The organism is Paraburkholderia heleia NBRC 101817 (assembly GCF_000739775.1).
Lineage (GTDB): Bacteria > Pseudomonadota > Gammaproteobacteria > Burkholderiales > Burkholderiaceae > Paraburkholderia > Paraburkholderia heleia.
In genome coordinates this window covers 47,802-73,282 of record NZ_BBJH01000035.1, presented here as the reverse complement: position 1 = coordinate 73,282, position 25,481 = coordinate 47,802, and the positions used below count along the sequence as shown (strand labels likewise).

Below are 25,481 nucleotides of genomic sequence, written 5' to 3'. Positions count from 1 at the left end.
GTCATGGCGAAGTCAATCATCTTCTTGCCACCGGAGATCGAATCATGAAAAGCCAATTCGTCCTCTCAGTCATCGCTGCGCTCCTCGTCGGTGTCTCCTCGTCCGCAATGGCGCAAGGCACATCCGGTGAGGATCAAAGCCAGGGGACAGGCCGCCAGCAGGTCATGCCGACCATGCCGCATCGCGACTGGCACGAGGGCCAACAGGTTCCCTCGAAGTACCGGCACTACAACTTTGTGATGAACGACTGGAAATCGCATAACCTGGACGCCCCGAAGCGCGGCCAGCAATGGCTTGGCGTGAATGGCGACTACGTGCTGGTGACGAGAAGCAACTGGAGGATCTCGAAGATCGTTTCGGGTACCGAATGACCGGAATGACGTGACGGGCTGCGTTGCCGCAGCCCGCGCGGTTGCGGCATGACTCAGGCATGGAGGGTTGCCATGCCTGCTGCCTCACTCAATCGACGAGCCGCGCGCGCAGGCGCTTGTACTCGTCGTCGGTAATCGAGCCTGTCGTTTTCAGCTTGTCGAGCTTCTCGATTTCGTCCGCGACACTGTAGCCCACGATGTGGCGCAGTTCTTCGCGCGCCTTCTGCGCCCGTTCCTGGTTGCGATGCGCCATGTCTCTGCCCTGCGTGAGGACATAGGCAAATATGCCGATATAGGGCAAAACAATCAGAAAGATCACCCAAACGATCTTCAGGAAGCCCGACATATCGGTCCGACGGAACAGGTCGCTCGTGATCGTGATGAACAGCCAGAACCACAGAATGAACATGAATATCGAAAACGCATCGATAATAAAGTTCGAAAACGTAAAGCCATTTGCGAAGATCATGAATCGCCTCCGTCGGTTTTGCGTGTGTAAAACGGCAACCGCACACTGATACGGACATCGATGGCGACACCGTGTGCGTGCGAAACGTGATGCACGGCCGCGACGCGGCCGCCGACTGCGCTTTCGTCAGGTCAGATCAGCTCGCGCCTGCGCTCCCGGCCGCCAAACGGCACCACGGCCATGGAAATGAGATCCAGCCCGAGGAACAATCCGAGCAAGGGTAACGGCACGCTTGGGAAATTGGCGGCCAGAAAAATGGCGAGCAGGAACGACAGCGCGGCGCTGACAATGCCGATATTGTTGATCTTCACGTCCTGCCCGACCGACGCAATGATCTTGAAGAAGCCGTCGAGTACGAAGAAGATCATCAGCATCACGGTAAGCCCGCGCGCCCGTGCGCTGTCATTGACCAGAATGAGAATGCCGATGAGTATGGGCACGATGACTGGCGGAATGCGCCTGATGGCGAGTTTCCAGTCTTTCGTCGTGAAGAGATTCAAGGCATGCACGAAGCCGCAGAACAGCAGCATCCTCGCGATGAAAAGCGTTCCGATCAGGGACCTTGTCGAGAGCGACAAGACGATGCAGAAAATTCCCGCCGCGACGAGAAGCGTTGAGCTGGCAATCGGAAAAATAGCACGCTTTTTCATATTCGAATGTAACTGCATCAATACGGTTACATAGCCCGGCATATCTGACTTGCGCGTATTCCCGCCGAATTACAGGCTTAAGCGAAATTAAGCGTTCTACTATCAGCCGTGGAAGTATAGTGCGTGAGTGTGCAAATACAAGGGCGCGATTACACCGTGAACCGCGAACGCAGCCACACCTTCTCGTTCAGCCCCGACGGCGAGCACTTCCTGCTCGACGGCGAGCCCTTGCAGATTCGCAGCGGCGAAATGCATCCCGCGCGCATTCCGCGCGAGTACTGGCTGCATCGCATTCGCATGGCCAAGGCGATGGGCATGAACTGCATCGCGTTGTACATCATGTGGAACTACCATGAGACGCGCCGGGGCGTGTTCGACTTCGAAAGCGGCAACCGCGACATCGCGGCCTTCATCCGCCTGTGTCAGCAAGAAGCGCTTTGGGTGCTGTTGCGTCCGGGCCCCTACGTCTGCGCCGAGTGGGACCTGGGCGGCCTCCCCGCCTACCTGCTGAGCGAACCGGACATTCGACTGCGCACCGACTCCGCCACCGATGCCCGCTACATGGCCGCGGTTGCCCGCTACATCGGCGAACTCGCTGCGCGCATCAAGCCGTTGATGATCGATGCAGGCGGGCCGATCCTGATGATCCAGATAGAAAATGAATTCGGTTCGTACGCAAGCAATCCCGCTTACCTCGAAGAACTCAGGCAGCTTTGGCTACGGGACGGCATAGCCGGGCCCTTCTACACCGAGGACGGTCTCGCGCAACTCGAACGCAATCGCACTACGGTGACAGGTGGCGCCATTGCGCTGAGCAACGGCAACGCGGCGCAAATCGCAGCGGTGCGGCGCGCGTTTCCCGCCGTGCCCGCGATGGCGGGCGAGGTCTACCCGGGCTGGCTGACGCATTGGGGCGAGCCGGATTTCGCCGGACTCGATTACGATCTTTCAGCCATCTTGACGGCCTTCATGCAGTCGCAATTGTCGTTCAACCTCTATGTCGTTCACGGCGGCACGAGCTTTGGCTTTTATGCCGGCGCGAATGTGGACGAGTCGGGCAACTATCAACCGGATATCACGAGTTACGATTATGGAGCGCCGATTAACGAGCACGGGGCGGCCACGGCGAAATACATGAGGTATCGCGACATCATCGCCCACTATCTGGCCGGGCCATTGCCGGATATTCCCGACGCCATCCCCACAGTCGCGGGGCACACCCTGACGCCGACCCTCTTCGCCTCCGTCTGGGACAACCTCCCCGCGCCTCTGCCGCGCGAGTCGAGCGTCGATCCGCTGCCGTTCGAGCGCTACGGCCAGAGTTTCGGCTTCATGCTGTACCGGAAAACGTTGCTTGCGCAACCGGTTGGCGCGCTGGATATCGGCGGCGTTCATGACTATGCGACGGTTTTTGTCGGCGAGCGCTACGCGGGCGGCGTCTCGCGCGCATGCATTCCGCAAGACTATGCACAGCGGTTACGCGTGACACATCGCGCGCCGCTCGCATTGCCGGCCACCGCGGCCGATGCACCCGGTGCGCCCGGTGCGCCCGGTGCGCTGGAAATCCTGATAGAGGCCATGGGGCGCGTCAACTTCGGGCCGGCCATCGTCGACCGCAAAGGATTGCTGGATCCCGTGAACATGCAATACCTCGACGGGTCCGTTTCGTCTCTCGAGCAGTGGGAAGTCTTTTCGCTGCCGATGGATGAGGCGTACATCGCCGGGTTGCAGGAACGCTGCACGAATCCGCTGAAACCCGGGCTATTTTTCAGGGCGCGCCTGGTTCTGGATGAAGTGGGCGATACCTGGCTCGATATGGGCAACTGGACGAAGGGCGTGGTCTGGGTCAATGGACACAATTTGGGGCGCTACTGGAGCATCGGCCCGCAAACGCGCCTGTACTGCCCCGCGCCGTGGCTCACGCATGGTGAGAACGAGGTGCTGATCTTCGACCTGCATCTGACCGAAACGAAGCCGGTGCCACTAGCGAATTCGTTGTATTAGCACCCATCGGGCAGCAGCTCCAGCGTCAGCACTTCGAAAGGTGCGAGCTCGATTTCACACGGTACGTCCGCGCTCAGTATTGCGGGAACGCCGGGGGTGCCTGCATGCCAGAGGCTCAGCGCACGGAATCGTCCCGCCGCCCCATCCGGCAGTTCCAGTTGATATCGCAACGCCAGTGCAAAACGCTGGGCCCGATCGTGCGGATTGCGCAGCGTCACGATTGCCTTGTGCGGCGCCCAAGCGGCCCAGCCGTAGATGGCCGCTTCGTCGGGCGCGCCGCCGATCCAGTGGCTGTCGCGCAATATGTCACCGTTCGCACGCGCCCATCGGGCCGCTTGCGCGACCACGTTCCAGTGGTCCTCGCCCAGCAGCGAAGGCGTGATGTACAGTTCCTGCAACTGCGTACCGCTCGCGAAGAAGGACCGCACTTCGTGCGCGAATGCATCGCCTGCCGGCGCATTCAGCCGTGGATTGCACTGCGCCAGCACGATGCCGTGCAGCATCAGTGAATTGAGTGGAAAGAGCGGGCTGCGCAGCACGACGTTGCGGTAGGTCTGCGCGTCGCGATAGGTGATCCAGCGCTCGCGGCTCGTGCCGCTGCCCGCCTGACCGTCGTCGCTGCCGCCGCGCCAGATCGCGTCGACGTAGCGCAGCCAGAACGGCGAGGGATGCGTGCCGGTCGAGAGGTTGATGAAAGTTTCCTGTTTCGCCGCGCGAATGTCGCCGATCAGCTGGATCGCCGCGTCCCAATCGCTATCGAAAAGGCTGCCTGGAAATACCCGGTCCGCGTTGCCTGTCCCGTCGAATTTGAACTGGTTCACGCCGTCTCTCGCGAGCAGGCTCATCACGACTTCGTGAAAGCGCTCGTAGTAGCGCGGCCCCGATAACGCGAAACCATCGTCGATGACTTCGTAGCCCGAGGCGCGGCCGTGCATTATGCGCTCATGCTTCGGCGCGCAATAGCCGCCCCAGGGAGACAGCCAGACACCGGGCGCGCCGCCATAGCGTGCCGCCGCGTCGCGCAGCGGTACGAAGCCATAGGGAAACGCCTGGCTGAAATGCCAGCCGCCGCCAAGGTCGTCCCAGCCGTCGTCGAAAAGAAACGAATCGATCAGCACACCGCGCGCGGTATGCAATGCGCGGCCGATCGTTTCGATGCGCTCGAGCGCCTGGTCCTGCGTATAAGGCGTGAGATAACCGATATCCCACCAGCTGTTGTAGTGCAGAAACGGACGATATGGGCGGGCGCGCTCCTGCTCGAGACAGGTGGCGAAGTCGCGCCGCAACTGGCCGTCGCGAGCCACGCCCGCCACGGCGGAGTAAGTCAGCGTCCGATCCTTTTCCAGCGGCAGCGCGCGTTGCAGCGTAAAACTGACGCTATCTGCTTCCACGCGGCTGGTTGCAAGCGGCAACTCGAAGCCCAGGTAGAAGTTGCCCGCAACGACCGGCGTGCCCTTGCGTTCGCTGCAGGTCTGCGCGCCGACAGCGCGCGCCTGCAGCAATGAAACGACGGCAATGGCTTCGGCCTGGCGCAGGGCCGTCACGTTCAGCGTCATGCGCAGATATCTTGCGCCGTCGCGCTGCTCTACGCTCCATTGAATCGCAAGGCGTCCCTGCGCGTCGCCCAGCATGACGCTCACGCGCCGGCCCGAGACGCGCTCGGCCAATCGCAATGCGTGGGGGTTGGCGGCGAGCGCATCTTCCCTTACCGGTGCGAGCACGCGCATGCCGGCCGCGCCGAGTGTGTTGCCGTCCGCGAACGTCAGCGCGAACGGCGCGGCGATGGGCAGCTCGCATGCCCCGGTGCAATCGACCAGCGAGCAGTGCGTGAGGTGTGCGTCCTCGAGTGCCCAGCGCAGCGCAACGGCGTCGTTCCCGAACGAGCAGACATCGCCCCATGTCCGGAATTCGGGCATGCAGGCTTGCGTAGAAGTTCGATCGTCGGCACGCATGGGCAACCTGTCTCGGGCGCGAGCAGCCTCCATAGGGTAATGGCAACAGCACAAACGTGTCATGGCCCCAAAACGGCCGCCCCGAACCAACGGCGCTTCAGGGCCGCGCGCTTCCCTTATGGGAACCTTAAGGCCGCTATTTTTCGTGCGGCTTTACCAGCGGTTACACGATTGACAAATCTGCGCATCCCGTTCGCAGGCTCAGCATCTAGAATCCGCTTCCATAGCAACCACGTCCGTTGACTGAAATAGAGATCACCATGAATCGCCTGACGTTTTATCTCCTCGCAGGACTCGCAGGGACGTGTGTCAGCACGGCGGCATCCGCCCATGCCGATATCGGCGTCTATCTCGGCGTTCCTGGTCCGGTCTATGCCGCGCCCGAGCCGGTGTACGAGGCGCCGCCGCCCGTCGTTTATGAAGCGCCTCCCGCCGCGGTCTACGAAGCGGCCCCGGCTTACGGCTACTACCGCTACGATCACGACGAAGACGAACATCACTGGCACGACCACGGCCGTCATCGCGGCTGGGAACATCACCGTGGCGACGACGATTGACCGGCGCACCCGCCACCGATATCGTTGCGCGCACAACATCATGTGCGCGCATGCCTCCTCCCTGCCTGCGCCAGTCCCACGCCCCCACGCCGCGACAGTAGTCCGGTTCGGCTAGCCTCCAGAGTTATCAACGCCTGCTCGGCCAATTGCCCGGCCGTTTCAAAAGCGGCACCGCGGCCAACTTCAACCGCCACTTCCACGATCTCGCCAAACTCCTTCTCCCGCGTGTCGGCACCCGGCTGAGCGGCGACGCACAGCAGAACGTGGCCGTCGCGTGCGCTGCGATGCGAGAAGCGGCTCCCTGCCGCCCGACCAGGCGACGGAACCGGGCAAATCGCCGAAACGATGTGGGGTCATGCCCGATAACGGAAACGCTGCACGGCGCAGTTCGTTTGGAAACGAAACGATGTGTGACGGAGCGTAACAGCAAGCGAACAGCCGTACTGCACTGGCTGACGCCTGCCTTTGCAGCGCGGCGGGAGGGGGAGCAAGCGCTATTTACACTTGCTTTCGATTCTTTACCTATGCGCGCTGAGTTGAAACTTACGATGGCTGGCGCCTGGAACATCGGGGCCCAAGGCGGCCGGAGACTTCCGTTTCCGGCCGCCTTTCTCATTCGTAAATAAAGTCAGCGGCATGGCCCACAATAAATGAACAGCTTCGACACCGTCATTCTGGGAGCCCTCACCCAAATCGATCTGCCGCCACTGCTCAATCACGCGATCCGGGTGATGGTGGGACTCTATACGTTCAAGGGTTATTTCCTCATCCCGCTCATCTGGTGGATCTGGTTCCAGCCGAACGAGCGGCGCGCATGGCGGCGCGAGATGATGATCGCCACGGTGGCCAGCGGCCTTGTCGCGCTCGCGGTGGGACGCCTGCTCGCGCGTTGTCTGCCGTTCCGGCAACGGCCGCTCTTCAATCCCGATCTGCATCTGCATTTCGCCTCGTCGTCGCTACGGGCGGCCGGGCTAACCGACTTCAGCTCGTTTCCGAGCGATCACGCCATGCTATGGGTGGCGATTGCGATGGGGATCTTCCTGGTATGGCGTATGGTCGGCGCGCTGGTGATGTTATATGTGATACTGGTCATCTGCTTGCCGCGTGCGTATCTGGGCTATCACTACCCCACGGATTTGATCGCAGGCGGCGTAATCGGCGTGGTGATTACCTGGTTGATGACGCGCGATACGGTCAGGAAGCGGACCGCCGAGCCCGCTCTGCGCCTGATGGTGCGCTTTCCCGGGGCGGCCGCCGCATTCGCATTTGTCGTGTGTTTCGAACTGGTCACGCAATTCGACGATCTGCTGAGGCTCGTCCACTCCGTGGTGCACGGCATGATCTGAAAACGGGCGGCGTCTTCCGTACGCCGCCCGCGCGGCTTCACACTGCGCCCGGATTGACGTACGCCGTCTTGACCGTGGTGTAGAACTCGCGGGCATAGCTGCCTTGCTCGCGCGGGCCGTAGCTCGAACCCTTGCGGCCGCCGAACGGAACGTGGTAGTCCACGCCCGCCGTTGCGGTGTTCACCATGACCATGCCCGCCTGCACATGGCGGCGGAAATGGTTGGCATGACTGAGCGACGTCGTGCAGATGCCGGCCGACAAACCGAACTCCGTGTCGTTCGCCGCGGCGAGCGCCTCGTGATAGTCCTTCACCTTGATGACCGAGGCGACCGGACCAAACACTTCTTCGCGGTTGATGCGCATTTGCGCAGTCGTACCGGTGATCAGCGCCGGGGCAAGGAAATAGCCGCGCGTGGCGCCTTGCACGCGCTCGCCGCCGTACACCTCACCGCCCTCTTCACGCGCAATCGCAATGTAACGCTCGTCCTGCTGAAGCTGCTTGTCGTCCACCACCGGTCCGATATGCGTGCCGTCCGCCAGCGCGTCGCCCGTCTTCAGCGCTTGCATGCGGGCCTTCATCGCTTCGATGAAACGGTCGTAAATGCCTTCGGTCACGATGAGGCGGCTCGATGCTGTGCAGCGCTGCCCCGTCGAGAAGAATGCGCCATTGATGCAGGCTTCCACGGCGACGTCGAGATTGGCGTCGTCGAGCACGACCATGGGGTTCTTGCCGCCCATTTCCAGCTGGAATTTCTTGCCCGTTGCAAAGCACTTCGCGCCGATCGCCCGACCGGTCGCGACCGAGCCTGTGAAACTGACGGCGTCGACATCGGCAGAGCCGACGATCGCCTCGCCCACCACCGAGCCGCGCCCCATCACGAGGTTGATGACGCCGGCCGGCGCGCCCGCTTCCGCGATGATCTTCACGAGTTCCCACGTGCTGGCCGGCACGAGGTCGGCGGGCTTGATGACGACCGTGTTGCCATAGGCCAGCGCGGGCGCGATCTTCCAGGCGGGAATGGCGATCGGAAAGTTCCACGGCGTAATGAGCCCGATCACGCCGATCGGCTCGCGCGTCACCTCGACCGTCATGCCGGGCCGCACCGAAGGCACGATCTCGCCGCCAAGGCGCAGCGCCTCGCCGGCAAAGAACTTGAAGATCTGCGCGGCGCGGCCCACCTCGCCGATGGCCTCGGGCAGCGTCTTGCCTTCTTCGCGTGCGAGCAGGCGGCCCAGCTCGGCCTTGCGCGCGAGAATGACGCTGCCCACCTGGTCGAGCAAATCGAAGCGCTGCTGCGGCGTGGAGAGCGACCACTGCGCAAACGCCTTGCGCGCGGCGGCGATGGCGTCGCGCGTCTGCGCGTCGTCCGCCTGCGCAAATTCGCCGATCACGTCGTCGAGATTGGAGGGATTGATGTTGGCGGATGCCGTGGCGCCGCGCACCCATTGGCCGCCGATGTAATTGTCGAACTGGTTCATGTCGTGTTTCCCGATTCAATGGCTCACAGCAATCCGCGCGCAGCCAGATTGCGATAGAGCGCGCGCACGCCGAAGGTCCACGGCGCGAGCGCCGTGCTCAATTGCACGGTGTTGATCAGTGCGCCGAGTTCCGGCGCGGAGATGGTGACCTTGTCGCCGAGGTGATGCGTAAAGCCTCCGCCTTGCGTGTCGCGATCCTTGATCGGCGAGAACATGGTGCCGAGAAAGAGCATGAAGCCATCGGGATACTGGTGATGCGGGCCCCAAGTCTGCGCCACGAGGTCGGCCGGGTCGCGGCTGATTTCGCTCATGTGGCTGATGCCTTCCAGGACGAAGTCATCGTCCGTGCCCTCCACGCGCAGCGCGACGCTCGTCTTGCGCACCGTGTCGAGGCTGAACGATTCGTCGAACAGGCGCACGAACGGGCCGATCGCGCACGAAGCGTTGTTGTCCTTGCACTTGCCGAGCAGCAGCGCCGAGCGGCCTTCGATGTCGCGCAGATTAACGTCGTTGCCGAGCGTCGCGCCGACGATCTCGCCGCGGCTGTTCACGGCCAGCACGATTTCCGGCTCCGGGTTGTTCCAGACCGAAGCGGCCAGCAAGCCCACCGCCGCGCCGAAGCCCACGGCCGACATGGGCTGCGACTTCGAAAACACTTCGGCGTCGGGCCCGATACCCACTTCCATGTACTGGGACCACGCGCCGCGCCGCTCGAGTTCCGCCTTGAGCTTCATCGCGTCTTCCGAGCCCGGCTCGATCTTCGAGAGATCGGTGCCGATCGTTGCCGCAATGGTTTCGCGCACTTCCTGCGCTTTCGCGGGATCGCCGCCCGCCTGCTCTTCGATCACGCGCTCGATCAGGCTCACCGCGAACGTCACGCCGCAGGCCTTGATGGCCTGAACGTCATTGGGCGCGAGCAGACGCAGCGCGGGCTCCGCGCTGCCGGGCAGATTCGCTTCGATCAGCTTCTCCACCGGGCCGAGCGATTCGCCGCTCACCGTGCGCGCGAATTGCGCGATGTCCTCGCGGTCGAACAGATCCGCGGTGGTCGGCGCGCTGGTCGTGATATCGATGACTTCGCCGTTGCGCACGAGCACGACGCAGGGGCCTTCATGCTCGCCTGCCTTGCGCCACACGCGGCCAACGAGCAGCGCCTGCCCAACATCGCGGGGAAGCCAGTTTGAGGGGGTGTTCGAGGTCATGGTGCGTCCAGTTGGGTGTCCGAAGGTTAATGCGAATGGCGCGGGTTGCCGCGCTCGGCGATGACTTTCAGATAAAGCGTGGCCGGTTCCAGGCATCCGCCCGTGGACAGCTGCCCCACTGTCTTGCGGTAAAGCTCTTGCCAGGGCGTCTGTGCAGGGGGAATCTCAAAGTGCGCAGTTTCGCGGCGCCGCGCAAGCTCGGCTTCGTCGACCAGCACGTTCACGCTGCGCGCATTCAGATCCACGCGAATGCGGTCGCCCGTTTGCAGCAGCGCGAGGCCGCCGCCCACCGCCGCCTCGGGCGACATGTTCAGGATCGACGGGCTCGCCGACGTGCCGCTTTGGCGGCCATCGCCGAGCGTGGGCAGCGACGTGATGCCCTGGCGCACCAGTTCCGCGGGCGGCGCCATGTTCACGACTTCGGCGCTGCCCGGATAACCCACCGTGCCCGTACCGCGAATCACGAGAATGCAGTGCTGGTCGATTTCGAGCGACGGATCGTTGATGCGCGCGTGGTAGTCCTCGGGACCGTCGAACACGATCGCGCGCGCTTCGAAGGTATTTTCCGCGCCCGGTTCGCTCAAGTAAGTTTGCCGGAAGGCGTCGCCGACCACCGACATCTTCATGATCGCGCTGTCGAAGAAGTTGCCCGACAGCACCATGAATCCTGCACCGTGCTTGAGCGGGTCATCGGTTGTCCTGATGACTTCGCGATCGGGCTCGGGAGTGCTGTCGGCGATCGCGCCGACGGTGCGGCCCGATACCGTGAGGCATTCGCGGTGCACGAGGCCCGCGCGATCGAGTTCGCGCAGCACGCCGGGCACGCCGCCCGCGCGGTGGAAGCTCTCGCCCAGATACTCGCCTGCCGGCATGCAGTTCACGATGAGCGGCACCTGTTCACCAACGCGCTGCCAGTCTTCGAGGCTCAGCTCGATGCCCATGTGCCGCGCGATGGCAATGAGGTGCGGCGGGCAGTTGGTGGACGCGCCCAGCGCGGAGGCCACGACGATGGCATTCTCGAACGCCTCCTTCGTCATGATGCGCGAAGGCCGCATGTCGTAGCGCACGAGGTCGACAACGCGCTTGCCCGTTGCGTACGCCATCTGCCCTCGCTCGCGGTAAGCAGCCGGAATGCTGGCGCAGCCGGGCAGCGACATGCCCAGCGCTTCGGCGAGGCTGTTCATCGACAACGCCGTACCCATCGTGTTGCAGTGCCCAATGGAGGGCGACGAAGCCGTCGTCAGTTCCATGAAGCCCTCATAGTCGATCTCGCCGGCCGCCAGCAGATTGCGCGCATGCCAGATGACCGTGCCCGACCCGACACGCTGGCCGTTATGCCAGCCGTCGAGCATCGGGCCGCCTGAGAGCACGATGGCGGGCATATCGACCGTTGCCGCGGCCATCAGGCAAGCGGGCGTAGTCTTGTCGCAACCGGTGGTCAGCACGACGCCATCGAGCGGGAAACCGTGAAGGATCTCGACGAGACCCAGATAGGCCAGATTGCGGTCGAGCGCTGCCGTGGGCCGGCGGCTCTGCTCGGCCAGCGGATGCACCGGGAACTCCATCGGGATGCCGCCCGCGTCGCGAATGCCCGCCTTGGTGCGGGCGGCAAGCTCGATATGGTGACGGTTGCAGGGAGCGAGATCGCTCCCCGTTTGCGCAATGCCGATGATGGGGCGGCCCGACTGCAGTTCTTCCCGGGTCAGACCGTAGTTCATGAAGCGCTCGACATAGAGCGCGGTCATGTCCGCGTGGGCAGGATCGTCGAACCATTCCTGGCTGCGCAGGCGCCGTGCGTTGGGCTCGGTCATATCACTCACTTCCTTGTTCCTTGTCTCGACGATGCGGCGGGCGCACATTCGAGCCCGCGCGAGTTTGTTATCGGTAACATCGTTGCATATTAGCACTTTGCGCTCGCCCTGTGCACCAGGTGACACCACACGTTTTCCCGACCTCGGCACCGGCTTTCGACTTGCTGTGGCGCCTCGTCTCATGCTAATTTAGCGACCGCTGTGTTACCGATAACAGAAAAAGCGCTGTTCACAGCCAGCGCAGAGATCCAGCAAACACACCACGAAGCTCGTGGAATCGCCTCCCCCAGCGCGGGACCATTCAAAGGCACATGTGAAAGGAGACACATCCCATGCCAACCCTGACCCAGATTGCGGACTCGCCGGCCGCCGTCAACGAAGCCGAAGAAGCGCTGTACCGCAAGGTACTGAAGCGCATCTTGCCGCTTCTGCTTCTGTGCTACGTCGTCGCCTACCTCGACCGCGTCAACGTCGGCTTCGCCAAGCTGCAGATGCTCGACTCGCTCGGCTTGAGCGACAGCGTCTACGCCGTGGGCGCAAGCATCTTCTTCTGGGGCTACTTTCTCTTCGAGATGCCGAGCAACCTGCTGCTGCATCGCTATGGCGCGCGTTTCTGGATTGCGCGCATCATGGTGACGTGGGGCATCGTCTCTTCGTCGCTCGCCTTTATCGCGCCGCTCGCGGGTGTCTTCCACGTGCAAACCGCGACGATGTTCTACATCCTGCGCTTACTGCTCGGCGTATGCGAAGCGGGCTTTTTCCCCGGCATCATTCTTTACCTGAACTACTGGTTTCCCGCGCGTCGCCAGAGCGTCGCCATGTCGGGCTTCCTGATCGCCATTCCGGTGAGCCTTACGCTTGGCGGGATTATCTCGGGCTGGCTCATGGAAAACACCCATGGCCTGTTCGGTCTGGGCGGCTGGCAGTGGATGCTGTTGCTCGAAGGCATCCCTTCGATTCTCGTCGCTTTCGTGGTGCTGTTGTGCATGGGCGACGGCATTCAGTCGGCGAAGTGGTTGAGCGCCGCCGAGAAAGCCATACTGCAAAAGAATCTCGAACAGGAAAGCGCGAAGAAAACGCATAGCGCCGTTGCGGCGCTGAAAAGCCCGCGCGTCTGGCTGCTGACGTTCATTCTGCTGACCTTCAATACCGGCTTCTATGGTTTGGCGTTCTGGCTGCCTTCCATCATCAAGGCTTCCGGTGTGAAGAGCACGTTCAATATCGGCTTGCTGACCGCCATTCCGTATCTCAGCGCCGTGGTCGCCATGATCTGGAATGCGTCGCACTCGCGCAAGACGGGCGAGCGCCGGCTGCATGCGGCCATTCCGGCCTGTATTGGCGGCGTCGGCCTGATTCTGAGCGCGCTCTTCGCGCACAACGTGCCGCTTTCGATCGCATTTCTGACTATCGCCACCTGCGCGATCCTCGGGCTCATGCCGATTTACTGGACGTTCCCGGGGCAGATTCTCTCCGGCACGGCTGCGGCGGCGGGTATTGCGCTCATCAACTCGGTCGGCAATCTCTCCGGCTTCACGGGCTCCATGATCACCAGCGTCGCGAAGGACCTGACCGGCGACATCAACAACGGCACCTATGCGCTGGGCGCGTGCCTGCTCGTGAGCTGCGTTCTGATTCTGTCGATTCCGAAAAGCATGCTGAACCGCGACCCGGTGGAAGAGAACTGAGCGTTATGCGAATCGGTTAAATCATCCGTTGCGAGGGCCGCCTTCCGGGCACGCCTTCCCTGCACGATCCCATGACAATTGCGTCGGCCTTGCGCCGGCGCTTTTTTTTCTTAACGGATGCGCGGTCCGGCGAGCACGGGCACTCGTCCTGCCTGAACACCCCCGTGCCTGCACGAAAAGCGAGCAAAAAAACAATTGGAATTGTCTCAAGAATTGCAGCAGGCTGCCGATAAGACGTGACGACTGTTTTTCGCCCGACGGGCTGCCGTCGGGCCATTGACAAGCAACGGAGACGCTGTGATTCGAAACTGCCTTGGAGGCCTCGCGCTCGCGCTCGGTTGCATCGGTACCGCGCTCGCCGCGGGCCCCGACTGCTCGCGCTCATTCACGCTCGCCTTACACGATCATGGGCTGCTCTATTCCGTCGACACGGACACAGGCATCGACAAGGACTTCGCCGACGCCCTGGCGCGGCGCAGCGGCTGCCAGATCCGCGTGAGCCTGATGTCGCGCGCGCGCATCTGGAAACTGATCGAATCGGGTGCGCTCGATTTTAGTCTTTCGGGCATTGCCAACGAAGAGCGCAATCAATACGCGGATTTTGCCTGGTACTTCAGCAACAAGTACTATCTGCTGGTTCGCAAGGATTCGGGCATCCATCAACTGGCCGATTTCGAGCACAACGACAAGTTTCAGCTCGGCGTGATTCGCAGTTTCCGCTACAGCGAGTCGGCCAACCGGCTGGTCGATTCTCTCTCCGCCGAAAACCGCGTGAGTCAGGCCGGGGGCCTCGAGCCGCTTTACCAGGCGCTGATCCTTGGGCGCATTCAGGGAATGATCATCGAGCCGTTCGATTATCCCGCCATCGATGAAGCGAAGATTCGGAGCGTGACCAATATCGTGGAGTTCGACGATCCACCTATTCCGCATGGACTCATCATGTCGAAGAAAGCGCTCTCACCCGAGGAGCGGGACAAGTGGCGCGCCCTCGTCAACGAAATGATCGCCGACGGCACGGTGCGGCGCATCTTCACGAAGTATTTCAAGCCTGATCTCGCCGACTCGATGGTCCCTTTCTAGACGCCGCCATGACCCGGACGCGCCTCGTTCTGCTCCCGCTACTGGTTCTCGCCGCCGCGCTCGGCGTGACCTGGACGCTCTGGAACCACGAGCGGGAAGCGGCCCGCCACGAACTGCTCACGCAGTTCGACTTCTCGCTCGGCGACGTCGTGAGCCGCATCGAACAGCGCATGGGCACGTACGAGCTGCTGCTGCGCGGCGTGCAGAGCCTCTTTGCCGCCAGCGGGGAGGTCGATCGCGATGCGTTCCGGGCTTACGTCAACACGCTCAATCTCGACGCCAACTTTTCGGGCATCCAGGCCATCGGCATCGTTGCATGGGTGCCGCAAACGCAAAAGGCCGCGCATATTGCGGCCATGCAGCAGCGCGGCTTGCCGGGCTACTCTATCGAACCCGCTGGTCCGCGCGCGAACTACGCGCCCATTATCCAGCGCGAGCCGTATATCGGCGCCAATCGCGCGGCGCCCGGTTTCGACGCCTGGGTCGACCCGGTGCGCCGACGCGCCATGGAGCAGGCGCGCGACACCGGCATGGCGACCATCTCCGGCAAGGTGCGCCTCTCGGTCGACACCGATCCTCGCGCCGACCCCGGCTTCGTGATGTACATGCCGGTCTACACACGCGGCCAGGCGCCGGAAAACGCCACGGAACGCGAGGCGCGGCTGGTCGGCTGGGTGTATGCGTCCTTTCGCATGCACGACGTCATCGCCAGCCTTTACGGCGAGGAACTGCCCGGCCTTTCGGTCTCCCTCTACGACGGCGTGGAATCGTCCCCGGACGCGTTGCTCTACAGAACCTCGGGCGCCCCCGCCCATCATCTGCCCAGCGACCTTTCGGCGACCGAATATCTCGTGGTCTGCGGACACAACTGGATGCTCAGGCTGATGGCGCGCGACGGCTTCAAAGCCCGTTTCGGCCGCGACGCGGCAACGCTCATCGCGATCACCGGCACGGGCCTGAGCCTGCTGCTCGCGTTGCTCACGCGCCTCATGATGACGGGCCGCAGCCGCGCGATACGGCTCGCCTCGTCGATGACGAAGGAACTGCGCGAAAGCGAGGAAAAATTTCGCGCCATTGCGGACTGCACGGTCAACTGGGAAATCTGGTGGTCGCCGGAAGGCAAGCCGCGCTGGATCAACTCGGCGGTGGAGCAGTACATCGGCTATACCGTCGACGAGTGCATGGCCATGAGCGACTTCGCCTGCACCGTGATCTATCCGGGCGACGCCTCCTACGTCGCGCCCGAGTTCCGCGGCGCGCAACTGGGCTCGCGCGGAGACAACCTCGAATTCCGCTGCGTGCGCAAGGACGGCTCGCTCATGTGGCTCTGCGCTTCGTGGGTGCCGATTACCGACTCGAAGGGCGATTTCATCGGTTTCCGCACCAGCGGGCGCGACATCACCGAGCGCAAGATCGCCGACCAGCGCATCAAGGAACTGGCCTTCTACGACGCGCTCACCGGCCTGCCCAATCGCACGCTGCTGCTCGACAACCTGAAAGACGCCCTGACTGACAGCGCGAGGAACGGCACGAGCGGCGCCCTGCTGTTCATCGATCTGGATCATTTCAAGACGCTGAACGACACGCTGGGTCACGACAAGGGCGACCTGCTGCTGCGGGAAGTGGCCAAACGCCTCGCGGCGAGCATCCCCGCGGGCGACACCGTGGCGCGCGTGGGCGGCGACGAGTTCGTCGTCGTGGTGGGCAATCTGAACCCCGTTCCATGCGAAGCGGCCCGCCAGGCCGAGGCCCTGGGCGAGCGGATTCTCGCCGTGCTCGGGAATCCTTATCGGCTCGACGAGATCGACTACCGCAGCACGGCGAGTATTGGCGCAACCGTATTCAAGGGATTCCAGGCCTCGACGGACGACCTCATGAAGCAGGCCGACCTCGCCATGTACAAGTCCAAGGAACGCGGACGCAACGCGGTGCGCCTCTTCGACCCCGACATGCAAACGGTCGTGGTGGAGCGCGCCGCGCTCGAAACGGCGCTGCGCGAAGCCATCGAAAACGAACAGTTCGTGCTTCACTACCAGATGCAGATCGACAGCGGCCGTGTCACCGGCGTCGAGGCGCTGGTGCGCTGGCACCATCCCCTGCGCGGGCTCGTGTACCCAGCCGATTTCATTCCCGTGGCCGAAGAAACCGGGCTCATCGCCGCACTGGGCAGCTGGGTGCTGCGCGCGGCCTGCACCCAGCTCGCGCGCTGGGCCACGCAGCCCGACACCGGGCATCTGACCATCGCGGTCAACGTCAGCGTGCAGCAGCTTCATCAGCCGGACTTCGTGCAAAGCGTGCTGGCCACGCTCGAACAGACCGGCGCGAGAGCGGACCGGCTGAAGCTCGAGTTGACGGAAAGCGTGCTGGTCGACAACGTGCAGGAGATCATCGAGAAAATGGAGGCGCTGAAGGCGAACGGCATCGTCTTCGCACTCGACGATTTCGGCATCGGCTATTCGTCGCTTTCGTATTTGAAGCGCCTGCCGCTCGATCAACTGAAGATTGACCGCTCATTCGTGCGCGATGTCCTCGTCGATCCGAACGACGCCGTGATCGCCCGCACCATTGTGGCGCTCGCGCACAGCCTGGGCCTCGGCGTGATCGCCGAAGGGGTCGAGACCGAGGAGCAGCGCGCCTTCCTCGCCTCGGCCGGATGTTACGCGTATCAGGGCTATCTGTTCTGCCGCCCGATCCCGGTCGATGAGTTCGAGGCGGCATTGCGCGGACTCGAGGCGCCGGAGTGCATGACGGAGTAAGCGCGCCCGCCGGGCGTCGCATCACGCGGGCGCCGCCGGCCAAGCGGCCTTCATTCTTGACTCGAAATCAAAACACTTTGGTCTATCAGCGCGTTTTTAGTCAAAAGTAAAACCCGCACAATGCAGCGGTCCCAACTCGCCCATGCCCAACCAGGCACGACGCCATGCTCGACCGCGACCTCAGTCTCCCCCCCGCGGGCCGCCCGGCCCGCCGGCAGCATCCCGCCAGCCCGCCGGCGCAGCGCGGTGCCGCCCTGCCACTCCTCGCGCTCGCCGTTGGCGCCTTCGGTATCGGCACGACCGAATTCTCGCCGATGGGCCTGCTGCCCGTGATCGCCGAGGGCGTGCATGTGTCGATTCCCAGCGCCGGCATGCTGATCAGCGCCTACGCAATCGGGGTGATGCTGGGCGCGCCGCTCATGACGCTCGCCCTCGCCCGCTGGCCGCGGCGCACCGCGCTCATGGCGCTGATGGGCATCTTCACGCTCGGCAACGTGCTTTCCGCCATCGCCCCCGACTACACCACGCTGCTGCTCGCGCGGCTCGTCACGAGCCTGAATCACGGCGCATTCTTCGGCATCGGCTCGGTGGTCGCGGCGAGTTTCGTGCCGCGCGAACGCCAGGCAAGCGCCGTCGCGACGATGTTCATGGGCCTCACCATCGCGAACATCGGCGGCGTGCCCGCGGCCACGTGGCTCGGCGAGACGATAGGTTGGCGCATGTCGTTCGCCGCGACCGCCGGGCTCGGCGCGCTCGCCATCGCGGGCTTGTGGGCTGCGCTGCCGCAAGGCGATGCGGGCGACATGCCCAACCTGCGCGCCGAGCTCGGCGTGCTCACGCGCCCAGTGGTGGTGGCCGCGCTCGCGACCACGGTGCTCGGCGCAGGCGCGATGTTCACGCTCTACACGTATGTCACGCCCACGCTCACGCATCTCACGGGCGCGACGCCTGGCTTCGTGACCGCCATGCTCGTGCTGATCGGCGTGGGCTTTTCTATCGGCAACGCCGCGGGCGGACGTCTTGCCGACCGCTCGCTCGACGGCACGCTGCTGGGTTTCCTCGCACTGTTGATCAGCGTGATGCTCGCGTTCCCTGTGCTGGCCGCGACGCATGTGGGCGCGGCCGCTGCCCTGCTCGTGTGGGGCATCGCGACCTTCGCGGTAGTCCCGCCGCTGCAAATGCGCGTGATGCGCGCCGCTCACGATGCCCCGGGGCTCGCCTCGTCCGTCAATGTCGGCGCGTTCAATCTCGGCAACGCGCTGGGCGCCGCCGCGGGCAGCGCCGCACTCTCTGCCGGTCTCGGCTACGGCGCGGTGCCGATTGTCGGTGCGCTCATTGCATTTGGCGGCGTTGCGCTCGTCGTCATCCAGATCGTCATGAAGCGGCGCGCGCGTTAAATCATGATTCGCTTAGGCAACCAAATCATTTTTCCTGGAGAGGAGCAGGAGGAAAATTCCCGCGCTCGCGCTTGACGGAAATCACTTCACATCGACGATTCGAGCATGGCGCGATAATCGCCTTCGGAGGCCTCTCGAGGATTGGTCTTGTGGCTGTGATCCTTGAGCGCGCCCTTGATGATCTGCGGGAACAGACCGGCGCTCACGCCAAGCTGCGCGAGGCCCGTCGGCAAACCGAGGCGTTCGGTCATCGTGCGCACGGCAGGCGCCACGTCGGCTCCGCTGCCCAGCCTCATTGCGGTGGCGAGACGGTCGAGCTTGCCTTCCTCGCGCACCGAAGGCGCTTCCTCGTTGAACCGCAGCACAGCCGGCAGGAAAATCGCGTTCAGCGTGCCATGATGCAAACGCGGGTTGATGCCGCCGAGCGAATGGCTCAGGCTGTGCACGCAACCCAGCCCCTTCTGGAACGCTAGCGCGCCCTGCATCGATGCGCTCATCATGTTCAGCCGCGCCTCGCGGTCGCCGCCATGACGCGTCGCGCGCTCGATGTGGCGCCACGCGCGCCACAATCCGTCCAGCGCGATGCCGTCCGCGGGTGGATTGAAGGCCGGCGCGAGGAAGGTCTCCATGCAATGCGCGATGGCATCCATGCCCGTCGCCGCCGTCAAAACGGGCGGAAGGCCCAGCGTGAGTTCGGGATCGCAAATCGCCACGCGCGGCACGACGTATGGCGAGATCACGCCGACCTTGCGGCCGTCGTCGAGAATCAGAATGGCGCCGCGCCCCACTTCGCTGCCGGTGCCTGCAGTCGTCGGCACGGCGATCACCGGCGCCGTCTTCGCCGTGATGTTCGCCGCGCCGCCTTCGATCACGGCGAAGCGCTGCAGCGGTCCTTCGTGCGTCGCGCAAACGGCGACGCCCTTGGCGAGGTCGATTGACGAACCGCCGCCAACGGCGACGATGCCGTCGCATTCGCCTGCACGATAGGCCGCCACGGCCTCTCGCACTGCCGCCTCGTTCGGATTGGGCGGGGTGCCGTCGTAGATCGTTGCGGGCGCAACGCCTGGCAGCGCGCCAAGCACGCTATCGATTATCCCCGCCGCCCGCACCCCCTTGTCCGTGACGATCAATGGCCGGCTTATGCCCACACGTTCGCATTCGTTCTTGAGCAGACGAATGGAGCCAAAATCGAACTGGATCTGCGTGATGTAGTTGATGAGGGACACAGGATTGAGCTTCAGTTATAGTGAATTCGACCGTCACGGCAGCAATTGCCGGCAACCGCAACATTGATTACCGCATTTCAGCAGCAAGGTGCTATTGTTTTGGGCCAGTATAAGGAGACGCCCATTACGCGGTAATTGAGAAGATTTGATACAGCTATGACTTTTCCTCAACCCCATGACCCCGTCGCTCAATTCGATCATCTCCCGCCTCCATGTGAAGCAGCTCCGGCTTTTGATCGCCCTGGGCGATCACGGCTCGCTGCTGAAGGCCGCACAACAGGTCGCACTTACGCAGCCCGGCGCCAGCAAGGCATTGCAGGAGATCGAAACGACCTTTGGCACCGCGCTCTTCAAGCGTACCAATCGAGGCCTCGAACCCACTGAGGCCGGACACTGCGCGATCCGTTACGCGCGCCTGATCCACACTGATCTCACCCATTTGCGCGATGAGCTTGTCGGTCTCTCGCGCGGGCGTGGCGGACGCATAGCGGTGGGGGTCATCATGGGCGCGGTGCCGCTGCTGACTGATGCGATCTCCATATTGATCGCGGCGCATCCGGAAATGTCGGTTGAAATCGTCGAAGACACGAGTGCTGCACTCCTGAGCCAGATCGATGCAGGCAGGCTCGATCTCGCCATCTGCCGCACCACGGTCAGCCAGACGCCGCAGCTCTACGAGAGCCTCAAGCTTCAGGACGAAACGCTCGCCGTGATCGCCAACGTGCGGCATCCGCTGCACCGCGCGAAGAAGCTCACGCTCAAGGACATGGAGAAGTATCGCTGGGTGGTCTACCGCGCGAACATGCCGATGCGGCTCTTGCTCGAACGCGAGTTTCGCGAGGCCGAACTCCGCTTTCCAACGCATCTACTCGAAACGACCTCAGCCTTCGCCACGCTCGCGCTGCTGCAGGGCAATCCGTCGTTCGTCGCGCTGGTGTCCATCGACGTCGCGCAGTTCTTCGCCAGCCAGGCAATGGCCTGCATCCTGCCGCTGCGCCTCGCTTCGCGCAGCGAACCGTATGAACTGGTCACGCGCCAGGGTGCGCCGCTCGCGCCCGCGGCGCGGCTGCTCATCGAAACGCTGCGCGACAAGCGGGGCATTGAATTCTGAGTGCGCAGACGCCGAACACGGGGGAAACCCTGGCATTGACCTACATCAAATCCCTCGCGCACAATGAACCATATCGTGGACTTCGCGTCCATATTGTGGACAAAACAAGAGCGACGGATGACGGACAACACCTATTCCCCCATGACGCCGTATCAGCTTCCGTTCCCCAAGGAAGCGCAGCAGGAAATCGTGATTCCCCACGCCATTCCCATCGACGAGCGCGTGTGGGTGCCCCAGGCCGAGAACGTGTGGTTCCGCCCGCTGTGTCTGAACACGGCACAGGGTTACTGGATGAATTTGCTGCGCGTGCGTAAATCAGGTGTCCTGAGCAGGCACCGGCATCCACAGGCCGTTCACGGCATGGTGCTCAAGGGCCGCTGGCGCTATCTGGAGCACGACTGGGAAGCGACCGAAGGCAGCTACGTGTTCGAACCCCCCGGCGAAACGCACACGCTTTACGTACCGGACGACGTCGAGGAGATGATCACCTGCTTCCAGGTGAACGGCGTGATGTTCTATTGCGATCCGTGGGGCGGCTACGCGGGCTATGAAGACGTGTTCACGAAGATCGACATGTGCCGCAAGCATTACGCGGCGGTGGGTCTTGGCGAGAGTTACGTGGACCAGTTCATCCGATGAGCCGCGCCCAGTACGATTTCGCGGGGCGCGTGGCGGTCGTGACCGGCGCGGCGGGTGGAATCGGCCGCGCGATCTGCAATGCGTTCGCGCGCGGCGGGGCACGCACGGTCAACTGGGACCGCATTCCCGGCCCGCTGGATACGCAAGACGCGCCCCGTCACATCGAAGCCGACGTCACGCGCCCGGAGACGATCGATGCGGCCTTGTCAGCGACGCTCGCCGAATTCGGGCGCGTCGACTATCTCGTGAACAACGCGGGTTTCGCCGGTTCGACCGCGCCGCTCGACGCCTGCGACCCCGCCGAATGGCAACGCATTGTCGACGTCAATCTGGTCCGTACCTATCACGTTTGCCGCTTCGTTGTGCCCGCCATGCGCCGCGCAGGTTCGGGACGCATCGTCAATGTGGCGTCGCTCGCGGGCAAGGAAGGCACGCCGAACGCGTCCGCCTACAGCGCGGCGAAGGCCGGTGTAATCGCGCTCACGAAATCGCTGGGCAAGGAACTCGCGCAAACAGGCATTCTCGTCAACGGCGTTGCGCCCGCTGCCGTCCAAACGCCTCTGCTCGCGCAGATGTCGCCCTCCCACGTACAGACGATGATCGACAAAAGCCCGCTCGGGCGTCTCGGCACCGTCGACGAAGTGGCCGACCTCACGCTATGGCTTTGTTCGGATTCCTGTACGTTCAGCACAGGCGCGATATTCGATCTTTCCGGCGGCCGCGCCACGTACTGATACACGGCGCGCCCGAAGACACCCACACGATAACAGCCAAAAGGAGACGACCCATGATCAGAAAATCGCAAAGGCTCAAACGCACACAGACGATAGCCATCGCCTTTCTGACGATAGCGGGCATCGTGAACTATCTGGACCGCAGCACGCTTTCCATCGCCAATCATTCGGTGGCAGAGGAACTGCATCTGAACGCTTCGCAAATGGGCTTGCTGCTTTCGGCATTCTCGCTCGCCTATGCGTTCGCGCAGTTGCCCGTGGGCGCGATGCTCGACCGGTTCGGCTCGCGCGTGATGCTCGGGCTCGGCATGCTCGTGTGGTCGCTTGCGCAGGTCACGGGCGGTTTCATCCAGACGCTCAACCATTTTCTGGCGGCGCGCGTGGTGCTGGGCATAGCCGAAGCGCCGCTCTTTCCGGCGGGCGCCAAGGTCATTCATGAATGGTTCGCCGTGCGCGAACGCGGCGCGCCAACCGGCACGTTCGTCTCCTCCTCGACCATCGCGCCGATGATCGCGCCGCCGCTGCTTACCGTGCTGATGCTCACATTCGGCTGGCGTCCGATGTTCATCATCATGGGCGTGCTGGGCGTGCTCGTCTCGATCGGCTGGTATGGGGTCTATCGCAACCGCGATCAGGTCACGCTCACGGCAGAAGAAACCGCATGGCTCGAAGACGGTGCGACCGAAGCCCCGAAAAAAAGCGCACTGAGCTTTGCGGAATGGCGTATGCTGCTCAAGCAGCGCAACACGTGGGGCATGATCTTCGGCTTCATGGGCGTGATCTACATGGTGTGGCTCTATCTCACCTGGCTGCCGGGCTATCTGGAGAAGGAGCGTCACATTTCCATCGCGCATACGGGCTGGCTCGTCGCCATTCCCTATGTGTTCGGCACGATCGGCATGGCGAGCAGCGGCTTTATTTCGGATTACCTGCTCAAGCGCGGCATGGCGCCCATCCGCAGCCGCAAATGGCCGCTGTGTGTCGGCCTGATCGGCGCGGCGGCGTTCACCGTACCGGCCGCTTACACGCCAAGCACCGCGCTCGCCATCACCTATGTTTCCGTTGCGATGTTCTTCGTGAACATGTCGAGCGGCGCGGCCTGGGCGCTCGTGAGCGTCGCGGCCCCCCGCCATCTCGTTGCGTCGCTCGGCAGCATGCAGAACTTCGGCGGCTATTTCGGCGGCTCGTTTGCGCCGGTCATCACCGGCATCGTGGTCGACCAGACGCATTCGTTCGTGAACGCCCTGCTTATCAGCGCAGCCGTTGCGTTCGCCGCGGCGTTCGTCTATCTCTTCGTCGTCAGGGAAGTCGCGCCTGAAGGCGAGCGCCAGGCGGCCGCGACCCAACTCACCTGATTCATCCATTCATTCGCATTACGTATCATGACATTCAAGGACAACTGCCTCGCGGGCAAGGTCGCGCTCGTAACGGGCGGCCACTCCGGCATCGGCGCGGCCATCGCCAACCGCCTCGCGCAACTCGGCGCGCGCACGACGGCCGCCGGTCTGCCGCCGCCCGCCGGCATGCCCGATGCACTCGATGCCGGCGTGCAGCGCGCCTCGCTCGACGTGCGTTCGACAGAAGACGTGACGCGACTGGTTAATGGCTTCGAGCGGCTCGATATCGTCGTGAACTGCGCGGGCGTGATCAGCCGCGGCGAAGAGCACCAGATCGAGACGTTCGAGCGCGTGCTCGACATCAATCTCAATGGCACCATGCGTGTGTGTTCGAGCGCGCGCGAGCTGCTCAAGGCCTCTTCGGGCTGCATCGTGAACACGGCTTCGATGCTGAGCTTCTTCGGCGGCGGCCTCGTGCCTGCCTATAGCGCCAGCAAGGGTGGTGTGGCGCAGCTCACGCGTTCACTCGCCATTGCTTATGCGGGCGACACTATCCGCGTGAATGCGCTTGCGCCTGGCTGGATCGCGACGCCACTCACCCAGGCGCTGCAGGACGACAGTGGCCGCTCGCAGGGCATACTCGAGCGCACGCCGATGAAGCGCTGGGGGCAGCCCCAAGAAGTCGCGAATGTGGCCGCGTTTCTCTGCTCGCCCGCCGCTTCGTTCATGACGGGCGCGATCGTGCCCGTGGACGGCGGCTATCTGTGCGCCTGATGGCCTGAAATTGCGGGCATAATGGCGCCACACATGGTGCCCGCAAGCTTTCCGATGTCGACCACTGATTCCCCCGCCTCCTCCCAACCCGGCGACGCCAGGAGCGTTGCCGGCACGGCCGCCTTTTCGAAGTTCATCGCCGTGCTGCAGCTCATCGCCGACGCCGGCACGCCGCCGAACATCGCGAAGCTCGTGGCCGCGAGCGGCTACCCGCGTCCGACCGTGCATCGCATCGTCGCCGCACTGCAGGCCGAGGGGCTCGTCGCGGCGGTGGGCGGTGGCGGCGGCAATACGTTCGCGCTCGGGCCGCGTCTCGTGAATCTCGCGAGCCGCAGCTGGGAGCGCTCCGACCTGCGCATCGCCGCCGTCGATGCGCTCATGGAACTGCGCAACACCACCTCGGAAACCGTGCATCTCGCCGTGCCCAGCGACGGCGCCATGGTGTACATCGAAAAGCTCGAAAGTCCGCACGCCGTGCGCATGGCCTCGCGTATCGGCACGCGCGTGGCGCTCACGTCGAGTTCGGTCGGCAAAGCCTGGCTCGCCACGCTCACGCCGGCCGAGCGCGAGCCCTTGCTCGCGCAGGCGCCGCGCGTGCGCTTCACCGAGCATACGATGACCGACCTCGGCGCGATCCGCGACGAGATCGAACTCACGGCGCAGCGCGGTTACGCAGAAGACCGCGAGGAAAACGAGCAATCGATCTGGTGTTACGGCGCGGCGATCCTCGGCGCCGATGGCCGCGCCGTGGGCTGCGTGAGCGTCAGCATGCCGATGTTTCGCCGCCAGGAAGATGCGCAGCGCAGCTATATCGAACCGCTGCTCGCCGCGTGCCGCACGATTGCCGCGCGGCTCGGCCCGGTTTGCGTGCGATAACCTGGCGGCACAACGGCGGCAGGT

At 63.5% G+C, this 25,481-nt stretch carries 21 protein-coding genes; 14 read left to right on the top strand and 7 right to left on the bottom strand.

Annotated elements, in window-relative coordinates:
- The first annotated feature begins 44 nt into the window (after positions 1-44).
- Positions 45-371, top strand: a complete 327-nt coding sequence (locus BHE01S_RS26150) for an RcnB family protein (protein WP_042268939.1) — start codon at positions 45-47, stop codon at positions 369-371.
- Positions 372-459: 88 nt separating this feature from the next.
- On the opposite strand, the gene BHE01S_RS26145 is transcribed toward BHE01S_RS26150, so the two are convergent.
- Together BHE01S_RS26145 and BHE01S_RS26140 are read right to left on the bottom strand one after the other, a co-directional pair.
- Positions 460-840 carry an SHOCT domain-containing protein gene (locus BHE01S_RS26145; protein ID WP_042268938.1) on the bottom strand — a complete coding sequence of 127 codons (381 nt, stop codon included), beginning with the start codon at positions 838-840 and terminating at the stop codon, positions 460-462.
- A 131-nt stretch (positions 841-971) separates the two neighbouring features.
- The gene (locus tag BHE01S_RS26140) at positions 972-1,532 is read right to left on the bottom strand and encodes a DUF308 domain-containing protein (protein ID WP_157025651.1); all 561 of its coding nucleotides are present in this window, start codon (positions 1,530-1,532) and stop codon (positions 972-974) included.
- Positions 1,533-1,613: 81 nt separating this feature from the next.
- Here BHE01S_RS26140 and BHE01S_RS26135 point away from each other — a divergent pair, with 81 nt between their 5' ends.
- Positions 1,614-3,494: a beta-galactosidase gene (locus BHE01S_RS26135; protein WP_245639865.1), complete on the top strand. Its 1,881-nt coding sequence runs from the start codon at positions 1,614-1,616 to the stop codon at positions 3,492-3,494.
- On the opposite strand, the gene BHE01S_RS26130 is transcribed toward BHE01S_RS26135, so the two are convergent.
- Positions 3,491-5,410 (bottom strand): hypothetical protein, encoded by a 1,920-nt coding sequence (locus tag BHE01S_RS26130; RefSeq protein WP_042268936.1) that lies wholly within the window; start codon positions 5,408-5,410, stop codon positions 3,491-3,493. The genes BHE01S_RS26135 and BHE01S_RS26130 overlap by 4 nt on opposite strands.
- A 296-nt stretch (positions 5,411-5,706) precedes the next feature.
- On the opposite strand from BHE01S_RS26130, the gene BHE01S_RS26125 reads away from it, so the two are divergent.
- On the top strand, positions 5,707-6,003 hold the full coding sequence (locus tag BHE01S_RS26125; RefSeq protein WP_042268935.1) for a PXPV repeat protein: 297 nt from the start codon (positions 5,707-5,709) through the stop codon (positions 6,001-6,003).
- A gap of 650 nt (positions 6,004-6,653) precedes the next feature.
- Positions 6,654-7,349, top strand: coding sequence for a phosphatase PAP2 family protein (locus BHE01S_RS26120; RefSeq protein ID WP_042268933.1), 696 nt, complete (start codon positions 6,654-6,656; stop codon positions 7,347-7,349).
- 37 nt (positions 7,350-7,386) lie between these two features.
- On the opposite strand, the gene BHE01S_RS26115 is transcribed toward BHE01S_RS26120, so the two are convergent.
- Genes BHE01S_RS26115 through BHE01S_RS26105 form a run of 3 tightly spaced genes read right to left on the bottom strand, consistent with a single transcriptional unit; the run spans position 7,387 to position 11,842 of the window.
- Positions 7,387-8,829 (bottom strand): aldehyde dehydrogenase family protein, encoded by a 1,443-nt coding sequence (locus BHE01S_RS26115; protein WP_042268932.1) that lies wholly within the window; start codon positions 8,827-8,829, stop codon positions 7,387-7,389.
- Between the two features lie 23 nt (positions 8,830-8,852).
- Entirely contained in the window at positions 8,853-10,031 is a 1,179-nt protein-coding gene (locus BHE01S_RS26110) for a fumarylacetoacetate hydrolase family protein (protein WP_042268931.1), read from the bottom strand.
- 26 nt (positions 10,032-10,057) lie between these two features.
- Positions 10,058-11,842: an IlvD/Edd family dehydratase gene (locus BHE01S_RS26105; protein ID WP_042268930.1), complete on the bottom strand. Its 1,785-nt coding sequence runs from the start codon at positions 11,840-11,842 to the stop codon at positions 10,058-10,060.
- Positions 11,843-12,174: 332 nt separating this feature from the next.
- Between BHE01S_RS26105 and BHE01S_RS26100 the strand changes: the two genes are divergently transcribed.
- The 4 genes from BHE01S_RS26100 (at position 12,175) to BHE01S_RS26085 (ending at position 18,760) form a co-directional block, all read left to right on the top strand.
- Positions 12,175-13,527: an MFS transporter gene (locus BHE01S_RS26100; protein ID WP_042268929.1), complete on the top strand. Its 1,353-nt coding sequence runs from the start codon at positions 12,175-12,177 to the stop codon at positions 13,525-13,527.
- Positions 13,528-13,824: 297 nt separating this feature from the next.
- The gene (locus BHE01S_RS26095; protein WP_042268928.1) at positions 13,825-14,607 is read left to right on the top strand and encodes a substrate-binding periplasmic protein; all 783 of its coding nucleotides are present in this window, start codon (positions 13,825-13,827) and stop codon (positions 14,605-14,607) included.
- Positions 14,608-14,615: 8 nt separating this feature from the next.
- Complete coding sequence (locus BHE01S_RS26090) at positions 14,616-17,363, top strand: bifunctional diguanylate cyclase/phosphodiesterase (protein ID WP_042268927.1); 2,748 nt, start codon at positions 14,616-14,618, stop codon at positions 17,361-17,363.
- A gap of 164 nt (positions 17,364-17,527) precedes the next feature.
- Positions 17,528-18,760, top strand: a complete 1,233-nt coding sequence (locus BHE01S_RS26085; protein ID WP_042268926.1) for an MFS transporter — start codon at positions 17,528-17,530, stop codon at positions 18,758-18,760.
- Between the two features lie 86 nt (positions 18,761-18,846).
- Here the strand turns inward: BHE01S_RS26085 and BHE01S_RS26080 are convergent, their stop codons facing one another.
- Positions 18,847-19,986: an iron-containing alcohol dehydrogenase gene (locus BHE01S_RS26080; RefSeq protein WP_042268925.1), complete on the bottom strand. Its 1,140-nt coding sequence runs from the start codon at positions 19,984-19,986 to the stop codon at positions 18,847-18,849.
- Between the two features lie 175 nt (positions 19,987-20,161).
- On the opposite strand from BHE01S_RS26080, the gene BHE01S_RS26075 reads away from it, so the two are divergent.
- The 6 genes from BHE01S_RS26075 (at position 20,162) to BHE01S_RS26050 (ending at position 25,457) form a co-directional block, all read left to right on the top strand.
- Positions 20,162-21,097 carry a LysR family transcriptional regulator gene (locus BHE01S_RS26075; protein ID WP_042268924.1) on the top strand — a complete coding sequence of 312 codons (936 nt, stop codon included), beginning with the start codon at positions 20,162-20,164 and terminating at the stop codon, positions 21,095-21,097.
- Between the two features lie 117 nt (positions 21,098-21,214).
- A complete protein-coding gene (locus BHE01S_RS26070; protein ID WP_042268923.1) occupies positions 21,215-21,736 on the top strand; it encodes a 2,4'-dihydroxyacetophenone dioxygenase family protein in 522 nt (173 codons plus the stop codon).
- Positions 21,733-22,470: an SDR family NAD(P)-dependent oxidoreductase gene (locus tag BHE01S_RS26065; RefSeq protein WP_042268922.1), complete on the top strand. Its 738-nt coding sequence runs from the start codon at positions 21,733-21,735 to the stop codon at positions 22,468-22,470. The genes BHE01S_RS26070 and BHE01S_RS26065 overlap by 4 nt, the downstream gene beginning before the upstream one ends.
- 53 nt (positions 22,471-22,523) lie before the next feature.
- On the top strand, positions 22,524-23,825 hold the full coding sequence (locus tag BHE01S_RS26060) for an MFS transporter (protein ID WP_042268921.1): 1,302 nt from the start codon (positions 22,524-22,526) through the stop codon (positions 23,823-23,825).
- Between the two features lie 27 nt (positions 23,826-23,852).
- The gene (locus BHE01S_RS26055) at positions 23,853-24,581 is read left to right on the top strand and encodes an SDR family NAD(P)-dependent oxidoreductase (RefSeq protein WP_042268920.1); all 729 of its coding nucleotides are present in this window, start codon (positions 23,853-23,855) and stop codon (positions 24,579-24,581) included.
- Positions 24,582-24,635: 54 nt separating this feature from the next.
- Entirely contained in the window at positions 24,636-25,457 is an 822-nt protein-coding gene (locus BHE01S_RS26050; RefSeq protein WP_042268970.1) for an IclR family transcriptional regulator, read from the top strand.
- Positions 25,458-25,481 lie beyond the last annotated feature (24 nt).